We start from the raw sequence: 9,789 nt of genomic DNA on the forward strand, positions 1-9,789 counted from the left end.
AGCCGCCTTCGGCGAGAGTATTTGCAAAAAGATGAAACATCTGGGGGGATGAGCAGATGATTGTATTGGAGAAACGGCCACAGCCGTCCAGGGCCTGGTCTTATGCGACCCCCCTTGTGGCGGTGCTGGCGACAATGGTGTTTGGCGGGTTGCTGTTTGCCATATTGGGGAAAAACCCGGTCGAAGCCATCGGTACCATCTTCTGGGAGCCGCTTTTTGGCGAGTTCGCATTCTATTACCGCCCTCAATTGCTGGTCAAGGGCGCCCCGCTTGTGTTGATCGCTATCGGATTGTCGCTGGGATTTCGGGCCGGTATCTGGAATATCGGGGCCGAAGGGCAATACATCATGGGCGCCATATTCGGTGCGGGCGCAGGTCTGGCCTTCTATCCGCTCGACGCTTGGTACATCTTCCCGATCATGGTGGCCGCAGGCGCATTTGGCGGCTGGCTGTGGGCAACGATCCCGGCTTTGCTGAAAGTGCGTTTCGGCACCAACGAAATCCTCGTGTCGCTGATGCTGGTCTACGTGGCCGAACAGATGCTGGCCTCGGTCTCGCTGGGTTTGCTCAAGAACCCCGAAGGGTTCGGCTTTCCCGGCTCGCGCAACCTGCAATCCTATGAAAGCGCGCACAATGCCGAGCTGATTGCCGGTTCCGGGATGCATTGGGGTGTTGTCGCGGCCTTCATCGCGGTGATCTTTGCCTATGTTTTGCTGAACCGTCACATGCTGGGGTTCCATATCCGTCTGACGGGTGAGGCCCCCCGCGCCGCAAAGTTTGCAGGTGTGAATCCAGCGCGCCTGATCCTGTTCTGCCTTGGAATTTCGGGCGCTTTGGCCGGGTTGGCCGGGATGTTCGAGGTGTCCGGCCCGTCCGGTCAGATCAGCATCGATTTCAATGTGGGTTATGGCTTTACAGCGATCATCGTCGCCTTTCTGGGCCGACTGCATCCGGTGGGTATTCTTTTGGCCGGGGGCCTGATGGCGCTGACCTATATTGGCGGTGAAATCGCACAATCGCAGCTGGGCCTGCCTGCCGCAGCCATTCAGGTGTTTCAGGGAATGCTGCTGTTTTTCCTGCTGGCCTTCGATCTTCTGACAAACTTCCGCATCCGTGCGGCTCGTAGCGAGGTGGCGTGATCATGGATCTTGGTCAAATCAATCCCGTTCTTCTGGTTGCTTCGCTTATGGTGGCCGCAACCCCCCTTCTGCTGGCCGCGATCGGAGAGCTTGTCGTGGAAAAGGCAGGCGTTCTGAACCTTGGTGTCGAGGGCATGATGATCGTTGGCGCGATCAGCGGTTTTGCGATCTCGGTCGAAACCGGATCGCCCTGGCTGGGCTTTGTTGCTGCCGCCATTGGCGGGGCCGTGCTGTCGCTGCTGTTCGTCTTGCTGACACAGTTTGCGTTGGCCAACCAGGTTGCCAGCGGCCTTGCGCTGACCCTGTTTGGCCTGGGGTTCAGCGCCCTGATGGGGCAAAGCTATGTGGGCGTCAAACCACCCAGCATGGGCGATATCCACATCCCCTTGATCAGCGATATTCCGGTCATCGGCCCGATCCTGTTTCGGCACGATCCCATCCTGTATCTGGGCATTGCGCTGACCGCTGTGGTCTGGGCCGTCCTGAAGTACACCCGCGTCGGGTTGATCCTGCGGGCGGTTGGTGAAAACCACGATGCCGCCCATGCGCTTGGCTACAAGGTCATCAAAATCCGTATCATGGCGATCCTGTTTGGCGGGGCCTGCGCGGGTCTGGGTGGAGCTTACATCAGTCTGATACGTGTGCCGCAATGGACCGAGGGCATGACCGCAGGTGTCGGCTGGATCGCACTGGCGCTGGTGGTGTTTGCCAGCTGGAAACCGTGGCGGGTCCTGCTGGGTGCATATTTGTTCGGCGGCATCACCGTCTTGCAGCTTAATTTGCAGGCAGCGGGCGTTGCCATTCCCGTCGAGTATCTGGCAATGTCACCCTATCTTATCACGATCCTTGTGCTTGTGATCCTTTCGGCCGACAAGAGCAGCGCACCTGCCTCACTGGGCCGGACCTTCCATGCCTCACACTAGGGGCCAACTGAACCAACTTGGGGAGTAACTACATGAAATTAAAATCGCTTCTGACAACTGCCGCGATAGCGCTTGGTCTTGCGACCGGTGCAGTGGCACAAGACAAAACCAAGGTCGGTTTTGTTTATGTCGGCCCTGTCGGCGACGGCGGCTGGACCTATGAACACAACAAAGGCCGTTTGGCGATCGAAGAAGAGTTCGGCGACAAGGTCGAGACTGTATTCGTTGAATCAGTACCCGAAGGCCCCGACGCCGAGCGCGTGATGACCCAGATGGCGCTGGAAGGCGCGGATCTGATCTTTACCACCTCGTTCGGCTATATGGATCCAACCATCAATGTGGCCAAGAAATTCCCGAACGTGAAGTTCGAGCACGCGACCGGCTACAAGACCGCCGACAACGTCTCGGTCTATTCAGCGCGTTTCTACGAAGGCCGCGCGGTTCAGGGGCATATCGCGGGTAGAATGACCGAATCGAACATCATCGGCTATATCGGGTCCTACCCGATCCCCGAGGTGATCCGCGGTATCAACTCGGCCTATATCCACGCCAAGAAAGCGAACCCGGATGTACAGTTCAAGATCGTCTGGGCCTATACATGGTTCGACCCGGCGAAAGAGGCTGACGCTGCATCGGTTCTGATCGAACAGGGCGCCGACGTGATCCTGCAGCACACTGACTCGACCGCACCGCAGGCCGCCGCACAAGAGGCGGGCAACGTGATCACCTTCGGTCAGGCTTCGGATATGAGCGAATACGCCCCCAAACCGCGTGTTTCCTCGATCATCGACAACTGGGGACCCTACTACATCGCGCGCGCAAAGGCCGTGATGGACGGCACCTGGACCTCGTCCAACACCTGGGACGGTATCGGGCCGGGCATGGTAGAAATCGGTGAGATTTCGGATGCAGTTCCCGCGGACATCAAGGAAGAGGCACTGGCCCTGAAAGCCGCGCTGGCCGATGGCAGCTATCATGCCTTTACCGGACCGCTGAAAAAGCAGGACGGCAGCGACTGGCTGGCCGAGGGCGAAGTGGCCGACGACGGTACTCTGGCCGGTATGAACTTCTATGTCGAAGGGCTGGAAGGCGATATCCCGCAATAAACGGCGCGGATAGAAATGCATAAAGGCCCGCAGGATTGCGGGCCTTTTTTTGGCGTTTTCGTTTCGGTCACATTACCGGATGCCCGGGATTCTACGGCCGCAAAGACCTACGGAACCTTTAGGCCATGTCCTGCGTTCGCCACCCGATCAGGCTGAGACACGCAAAAACGATCGCGGCAACGCAGACAATCGAGGGCCCTGCCGGAGTGTCGAATACATACGCAGCCCTTAGCCCTGTGATGGCCGAAAGCGCACCTATTCCCGCAGCAATCAGGGCCATGGATTCTGGTGACCGTGCCAGGTTTCGCGCAGCAGCCGCCGGAATGATCAGCATTGCGGCGATCAGCAACACGCCCACAACCTTGATCGCCACCGCTACGGTCACAGCAAGTGACAGGGTCAGGATCAGTTGTTCTCGCCTTGGATCGAAGCCGCTGGCATAGGCCAGTTCTTCGTTCAGTGTCGCGGTCAGAAGTTGCGACCAACGCCAGACAATCAGAGCCACGACAAGCGCCGCACCGCCCCAGATCACGACCAGATCCGAACGGGAGACCGCCAGAATATCCCCAAACAGATATGCCATCAGGTCAATCCGGACACCGGACAGGAATGAAACTGCTACCAGCCCGAAGGCCAGCGCAGAATGCGCCAGAACCCCCAGCAGCGTGTCCATCGCATAACCGCGACCCGCCAAAAGCGAAACGGTCAGCGCCATGACCAAAGCGACGGCCAGCGCACCCGTGAAGATCGACATCTGAAACGTCAGGGACAGGGCCACGCCCAGAATTGCGGCATGCGCGGTCGCGTCGCCGAAATACGCCATGCGACGCCACACGACAAAACATCCAAGGGGGGCCGCCGCAAACGCCACGCCAATACCGGCGAGCATTGCCCGCATCATGAAATCATCCAGCATTATTCCGCCGCTTCCTGTGGGTTCGCATCATGATCATGATCATGATGGTGATCATGTTCATGACGATAAAGGGCAAGCGCACCGCCTGTTCCGGTTCCGAACAAGGCCCGATACTCGGGTGCCGAGGCGACCACGGCCGGCGATCCTTCGCAACAGACATGCCCATTGAGGCATATCACCCGGTCCGACGCGCTCATGACCACATGCAGTTCGTGGCTGATCATCAAAATGGCGCATCCGGACTCGCGTCGGACTGCCTCGATCTGCTGGTAAAAGCTGGCCGATCCCCGTTGGTCCAACCCCTGTGTCGCTTCGTCCAGCAACAAGATGTCCGGGTGGTTGATCAAAGCTCTGGCCAGAAGTACCCGCTGGAACTGTCCGCCGGACAACTGTGACATCTGGCGTTTCAACAGATCCGGCACACCCGCCGATTCAAGCGCCTCGACACATTGCCTGCGCGACACAGGTTCGGTCAGACGCATGAACCGCTCGACGGAAATTGGCAAAGTCGGATCGACATGCAGCTTCTGCGGCACATAGCCGATTTTCAAACCGGGTTTCAGTGACACGTGACCGGCGGAAGGCCGTGTCGCACCGATAATGGCCCGCAGCAGGCTGGTCTTGCCTGATCCGTTCGGGCCAACGATGGTCACGATTTCACCCGGTTCAACGACCATATCCACATGATGCAGCACGGTATGCGCGCCATAGCGGACGCTGAGTTTCTCGACAGTGATCAGGGCCATCTTTATGCCTTTTCGGTGCAGTCAGGGCAGAGACCTTCAGCCTCTACAACCGTTCGCTCGATCTCGAAACCTGCCGCGCGCGCGGCAGCGCCAAGAACACCTTTGGAGGGGGCGGACTGCGCCTCGGCTACGGCATCACATTTTCGGCAAATCATGAAAGCAGGTGAATGCGCCGCGCCGGGATGAGAGCAGGCGACAAACGCGTTCAGCCGCTCGATCTTGTGGACAAAGCCGTTCTGTACAAGAAACTCCAACGCCCGATAAGCGACCGGAGGCTGGGACCCGAATCCTTCGTCGCGCAACCGATCAAGGATTGCGTAGGCGCCAAGGGCGCGATGTTCCTGCAACAACATCTCAAGAACCTTGCGGCGAACCGGCGTCAGACGCAGCCCTTCCTCTTTGCACCGGGCTTCGGCAGATGCCAGGGCCGTTGCGACACAGCTCTGGTGGTCATGTTCCTGAAACCCGACCGGGGCGGTGTCTTTGCCAGGTACCGGGTGCACATCACTTGTCATGTTATTTCATATCATGTATTGCCACTTGAAATGTTATAAAATCACACAGAGAGCTCTATGTCCAGAACGCTTCTTCTTCCATTGTCGATCACAGTTGCATTGCTGGGTGGACCGGCCCGCGCAGATGCGCCAAACGTTGCCGCGGACATTGCCCCGGTTCATTCGCTGGTGGCCCGTGTAATGGAGGGTGTGGGAACACCTGCCCTGATCGTCGCACCGGGTGCCTCGCCGCATGAATACAATCTGCGCCCGTCCGAGGCAGCCGCGTTGCAAAACGCCGATCTGGTGTTCTGGGTAGGAGAAGACCTGACGCCATGGTTGGAAAGCGCGATAGAAACCCTTGCCCAAGGCGCGACTGCCACTGCCCTATTGGACGCAAAGGGCACGGAGCTTCTTGAGTTCCGGGAAGACACATTGTTTGAGGCGCATGATCACGCGGACGATGCGGGTCACGAAGACCATGACGACCATGACGATCACGAAGGCCATGATGATCATAACGATCATGATTCTCATGACCCACATGCCTGGCTGTCGCCAACGAATGCCAAAGCCTGGCTGAACCTGATCGCAGATCAATTGTCGTCAGCGGATCCCGACAATGCCGCTGCGTATTTGGCAAACGCCGAAGCGGCGCGCGAAGAAATGACCGCGCTTTCCGCAGAAGTGGCAGGGTTGCTTGAGCCGGTTCGCGGCGGCAGCTTCATCGTGTTTCATGATGCTTATCAGTATTTCGAGGTCGCGTTTGGTTTCCCGGCATCAGGCGCGATTTCCCTGAGCGATGCGTCCGACCCAAGCCCCGCGCGTATTGCCGCCATTCAAGGTCGCATTCGCGCTGAAGGCATCAACTGCGTATTATCTGAACCACAGTTCAATCCGGGCATCGTCGAGACCGTGTTGGATGGAACATCGGCGCAATCCGGTGTGATCGATCCACTGGGCTCGGCACTGGAACCGGGGCCGTCTCTGTACCCGCAAGTCATTCGTAACATGGCGCAAACCCTGTCGGAGTGTTTGAAAACCCGTTGAACCGGGACTGGGATCGGGACGCGGGAACCTGCCGGGGTGCACCCAAAAAGGCCAAGTCCCGGCCCGCGCATCAGGTTTCGAACATAAGAGAAGCGCATCAGACCATGGTCTGTAGCGCGTCAAACAATTGTCGTTCATAGTCGATTGCGAAATGAGACCCAAAATTTCTGACCTGACAATTGGCAACTGGTCTTTGTCGCGCGTTTTTCTCGCGGCCAGCATAGTCGTAATGGGGACTGCTACGGTGTTTGTTGGTCACTGGGTGTCGAACCGGATCGAAAACGCGGTTGTACAGAACTCCGCCAACTCGGCCGCACTGTACATGGAAAGCATTCTGTCTCCTCTCAGCCAGGAGCTGGCGCATGGAGATCGACTGTCCGAACAGGCCAGCCGGGCGCTGGACGAGATTTTCATGACCCAGCCGATGCGCGAACGCATTGCCTCGTACAAGTTCTGGAAACAGGATGGCGAGATTGCATACGCATCGGATTCCGCCATCATCGGTCGTCGGTTCGAGCCGACAGATGACCTGAAACGCGCATGGGCTGGAGAAATCTCGGGCTCATTTGAAGAGCTGGACGACGAAGAAAGCGCGGCAGAGGCTGCGCTGGGCATTCCATTGCTGGAAGTCTACAGCCCCATTCGCGAAATCTGGTCGGGGAAAATCATCGCGGTCGCCGAGTTCTATGAAAAGGCCGATCAGCTGGAACTGGACATGGCCAGAGCCAGAAGAACAAGCTGGTTGATCGTTGGCTCGGCCTTTGCGGCAAGCACGGTTGTTCTGTTTTCCATTGTCGCAATCGGCGACAACACCATTCGACGGCAGGGGCGCCTTCTGAACGACCGCCTTGCCGAAAGTGAAAAGATGGCCGCGCAGAATGCCATGCTGCGGTCGCGCGTCATTGATGCATCAGAAAGATATGCTGCGCAAACGGACAGGTTCCTTAGGAAACTCGGCGCGGAACTGCATGACGGTCCTGCCCAATACCTATCGCTCGCTGCCCTTCGATTGGAGGCCGCATTCGGCGACAGGCCGGAGATGCCCACCGAGGCCGAAGAAATTCAGCAATCTTTGCAGAAGTCTTTGGCAGAAATTCGCGCCCTGTCACGGGGATTGTTCGCGCCAGACATCGAAAACCTAGCGCTCGTTGATGTGGTAAAAAGAGCTGTCGAGGACCACGCGGAACACAGCCCTTTTCGCCCCGGTATTTCCTTTCAGGGCAATCCGTCGCCCGACTTGTCGATCTCGGGCAAGTTGTGCGTTTTCCGGTTCCTGCAGGAAACGATTTCCAATGCCGCAAGATATGCACCCACGTCCCGATGCATTGTCACCTGCGACGTACATGATGATCGCATCACCGTTCAGGTCAGCGACGACGGCCCCGGGTTCGATCCGTCAGGCGAGACTGTGCTGCGAGACGACGGGGGCCAGGGCCTTGTCGGTTTGCGTGACAGGGTCGAAAGCATCGGTGGCCGGTTCGTGGTGACGTCAACCCCGGGCAAGGGCACCACCGTTGCTATGACATTGTTTCCCAGAAAAATGAGTGCATCATGACAACATCCGTCGTTATCGCAGATGATCACCCGATTTTCCGGGACGGTTTGCACCGGACATTAGAAGAGGCTGACGGTTTCAAGGTTCTCGCCGCCGGATCAAATGCGGATGAGGCCATTTCCCTTGTCCGAACCCATCAACCAGACATCGCCATCCTCGACCTGTCGATGCCCGGTGGCGGCATTAGCGCGACCCGTCGAATTGCTGAAATGGCGAACCCGCCTTTCATCGCGATATTGACGGTCTCTGAAAACAGCAGTGACGTCGCAGACGCTTTGGAGGCGGGTGCCATTGGCTATATCGTCAAGGGCGTGACAGCGCGCGAATTGACAGATTCGCTGCGCAGTATCGCCTCGGGCGAAGGATTCGTCTCGCCGGGTCTGGCTTCGCGCATGCTACTTCAGATCAATCGCGGAAGTGGGTCGCAGAAAGAAACTGACGCCATCGATGATCTTACCCATCGCGAGGAGGAGATTCTTCGGCGCGTCGCCAAAGGGCTGAGCAATCGGGAAATAGCCGATGAGTTGGGGATTCAAGAGAAAACCGTCAAACATTACATGACGGCGATCCTGTCCAAGCTCCATGCGCGGAACCGGGTGGAGGCCGCTCTCATCGCGCATGAGGCCTGGAACAAGAAAGACTAGGGTCAGGCGCTCAAAGACCGGGGCGGTCTCTCAAGAAAAGAAACCGCCCCGCACATTCGTCAAAGTTCGTTGTTCAGTTGGCAATCGCCTGAAGTCTGCTGCGATCCGCCGCGGTTGCGGTTCTTTCAACAACGGTTCGGTTGAACGGGTCTTTCAGTTCGTAACGTCCGCCCTCGATCTCTTCTTTCCAGCCGTTTGCGTAACTAACTTCGATATTGTGGCCCTGAATTTCGATTTTTGCCGGGTTACTTCCAGCACCGCCGCTCTGCCCTGGCGAGCGCACACTATCGATTGAGATACCGTTTGCCAGTGACCGAAGGCGCGAAACGTCGGCACCTGTGGCCGGTCGTTCCTCGATGGTTCGGTTCTGCGCGTTTTTTCTTTCGTACCGACCGTTTTCGATCTCTTCTTTGGTGCCGTCAGCATAGCGTACTTCGATGCCGCTCGCGCTTGTCTCGACCTTTGTTATTCCAGCCGATCCCGATGACTGCCCCCCAGACTGAGACCGGTCCTTCTTATCCCCTCCCCGGCCCGAGCGTGACGAGCCATCGTCATCGTCATCATCGTCATCATCGTCGTCGTGACCACCTTTACCCGATCCGGAATTGTCGTCGCTATCTCCGCCGCTGCCCGACCCGGAATTGCTGTCATGATCATCATCCCCGCCGTTGCCGTCACTCCCCTTCCCGCTTTTTGCAAACGCGTAAGCAGGTTCCAACCGCAGATGACCGTCTGCGTCAAAGGTCGGCACATAGGGTGTCATCACAATCAGCGACGCCAGCGCTGCCGAGCTCAGAAGCTGACCAGTTCTTTTCCGGGTATTCATTATCGTCTCCAATCCTGTTCGAGGCGTTTTCCTGCATTGGAGGCAGGATATCCCAGTCCCGGCTTCGCTACATCGGGCTTAGGTCTGATGATTTTCCGGCCGAATGTCCGGACCGGAGAAGCTAAGAATTACAATTCCCGAAACTCAACCTGATCCAACACTCCTATTTTGGCTTTGAGCAACGAGGGACCGCATGTCGGTGCCGACAGCACTGACGGTGGAGGCGTGTTGGTTTTCATGTTGGGGTAAGAGTCGGCTTCAGGGAGCGTCAGAATGGGTGCGCTTTGATAGCTGATCTTTGCTCTCTGGCGTAGCACCGTTGTAGCACCGGGTAAGGATGTCCTAAACGCGGAAAGCCCTGCGTGATGCGAGGCTAAGTGTTTGATATCT

11 protein-coding genes are annotated in these 9,789 nt (G+C 57.6%); 6 read left to right on the forward strand and 5 right to left on the reverse strand.

From position 1 onward, the window contains the following. Positions 1-56 precede the first annotated feature (56 nt). From ACR0JI_RS20690 to ACR0JI_RS20700, 3 genes are read left to right on the forward strand one after another with little or no spacing between them, the layout of a single operon-like run. Positions 57-1,139, forward strand: coding sequence for an ABC transporter permease (locus ACR0JI_RS20690; RefSeq protein ID WP_480496425.1), 1,083 nt, complete (start codon positions 57-59; stop codon positions 1,137-1,139). 2 nt (positions 1,140-1,141) lie between these two features. Further along, positions 1,142-2,062 (forward strand): ABC transporter permease, encoded by a 921-nt coding sequence (locus ACR0JI_RS20695; protein WP_209598075.1) that lies wholly within the window; start codon positions 1,142-1,144, stop codon positions 2,060-2,062. A 32-nt stretch (positions 2,063-2,094) separates the two neighbouring features. Then, positions 2,095-3,168, forward strand: a complete 1,074-nt coding sequence (locus ACR0JI_RS20700; RefSeq protein ID WP_480496427.1) for a BMP family ABC transporter substrate-binding protein — start codon at positions 2,095-2,097, stop codon at positions 3,166-3,168. Between the two features lie 118 nt (positions 3,169-3,286). On the opposite strand, the gene ACR0JI_RS20705 is transcribed toward ACR0JI_RS20700, so the two are convergent. The 3 genes from ACR0JI_RS20705 to ACR0JI_RS20715 are packed head-to-tail and all read right to left on the reverse strand — an operon-like array spanning position 3,287 to position 5,345. Next, positions 3,287-4,084, reverse strand: a complete 798-nt coding sequence (locus tag ACR0JI_RS20705; protein ID WP_480475374.1) for a metal ABC transporter permease — start codon at positions 4,082-4,084, stop codon at positions 3,287-3,289. Next, a complete protein-coding gene (locus ACR0JI_RS20710; protein WP_480475372.1) occupies positions 4,084-4,830 on the reverse strand; it encodes a metal ABC transporter ATP-binding protein in 747 nt (248 codons plus the stop codon). The genes ACR0JI_RS20705 and ACR0JI_RS20710 overlap by 1 nt, the downstream gene beginning before the upstream one ends. A 2-nt stretch (positions 4,831-4,832) precedes the next feature. Beyond that, positions 4,833-5,345 carry a Fur family transcriptional regulator gene (locus tag ACR0JI_RS20715; protein ID WP_480475370.1) on the reverse strand — a complete coding sequence of 171 codons (513 nt, stop codon included), beginning with the start codon at positions 5,343-5,345 and terminating at the stop codon, positions 4,833-4,835. A gap of 57 nt (positions 5,346-5,402) precedes the next feature. On the opposite strand from ACR0JI_RS20715, the gene ACR0JI_RS20720 reads away from it, so the two are divergent. From ACR0JI_RS20720 to ACR0JI_RS20730, 3 genes are all read left to right on the forward strand, one after another. Beyond that, a complete protein-coding gene (locus tag ACR0JI_RS20720; RefSeq protein WP_480475368.1) occupies positions 5,403-6,374 on the forward strand; it encodes a zinc ABC transporter substrate-binding protein in 972 nt (323 codons plus the stop codon). A gap of 229 nt (positions 6,375-6,603) precedes the next feature. Beyond that, positions 6,604-7,929 carry a sensor histidine kinase gene (locus ACR0JI_RS20725; protein ID WP_480475366.1) on the forward strand — a complete coding sequence of 442 codons (1,326 nt, stop codon included), beginning with the start codon at positions 6,604-6,606 and terminating at the stop codon, positions 7,927-7,929. Further along, positions 7,926-8,573 (forward strand): response regulator, encoded by a 648-nt coding sequence (locus ACR0JI_RS20730; RefSeq protein ID WP_480496431.1) that lies wholly within the window; start codon positions 7,926-7,928, stop codon positions 8,571-8,573. Before ACR0JI_RS20725 ends, ACR0JI_RS20730 begins: the two co-directional genes overlap by 4 nt. A gap of 73 nt (positions 8,574-8,646) precedes the next feature. Here the strand turns inward: ACR0JI_RS20730 and ACR0JI_RS20735 are convergent, their stop codons facing one another. Next, positions 8,647-9,399, reverse strand: coding sequence for a hypothetical protein (locus ACR0JI_RS20735; protein ID WP_480475362.1), 753 nt, complete (start codon positions 9,397-9,399; stop codon positions 8,647-8,649). A 128-nt stretch (positions 9,400-9,527) separates the two neighbouring features. After that, a partial coding sequence (locus ACR0JI_RS20740) for a hypothetical protein (RefSeq protein ID WP_480496433.1) occupies positions 9,528-9,789 on the reverse strand: 262 nt, incomplete at its 5' end.

The sequence above is a fragment of the Ruegeria sp. N10 genome (assembly GCF_056531545.1).

Bases quoted from the DNA above. Each gene is read 5' to 3' on its own strand.
- ACR0JI_RS20695 (WP_209598075.1), top strand. From the start codon at position 1,142: ATGGATCTTGGTCAAATCAATCCCGTTCTTCTGGTTGCTTCGCTTATG.
- ACR0JI_RS20735 (WP_480475362.1), bottom strand. From the start codon at position 9,399: ATGAATACCCGGAAAAGAACTGGTCAGCTTCTGAGCTCGGCAGCGCTG.
- ACR0JI_RS20710 (WP_480475372.1), bottom strand. From the start codon at position 4,830: ATGGCCCTGATCACTGTCGAGAAACTCAGCGTCCGCTATGGCGCGCAT.
- ACR0JI_RS20715 (WP_480475370.1), bottom strand. From the start codon at position 5,345: ATGACAAGTGATGTGCACCCGGTACCTGGCAAAGACACCGCCCCGGTC.
- ACR0JI_RS20690 (WP_480496425.1), top strand. From the start codon at position 57: ATGATTGTATTGGAGAAACGGCCACAGCCGTCCAGGGCCTGGTCTTAT.
- ACR0JI_RS20700 (WP_480496427.1), top strand. From the start codon at position 2,095: ATGAAATTAAAATCGCTTCTGACAACTGCCGCGATAGCGCTTGGTCTT.
- ACR0JI_RS20720 (WP_480475368.1), top strand. From the start codon at position 5,403: ATGTCCAGAACGCTTCTTCTTCCATTGTCGATCACAGTTGCATTGCTG.
- ACR0JI_RS20730 (WP_480496431.1), top strand. From the start codon at position 7,926: ATGACAACATCCGTCGTTATCGCAGATGATCACCCGATTTTCCGGGAC.
- ACR0JI_RS20725 (WP_480475366.1), top strand. From the start codon at position 6,604: ATGGGGACTGCTACGGTGTTTGTTGGTCACTGGGTGTCGAACCGGATC.
- ACR0JI_RS20705 (WP_480475374.1), bottom strand. From the start codon at position 4,084: ATGCTGGATGATTTCATGATGCGGGCAATGCTCGCCGGTATTGGCGTG.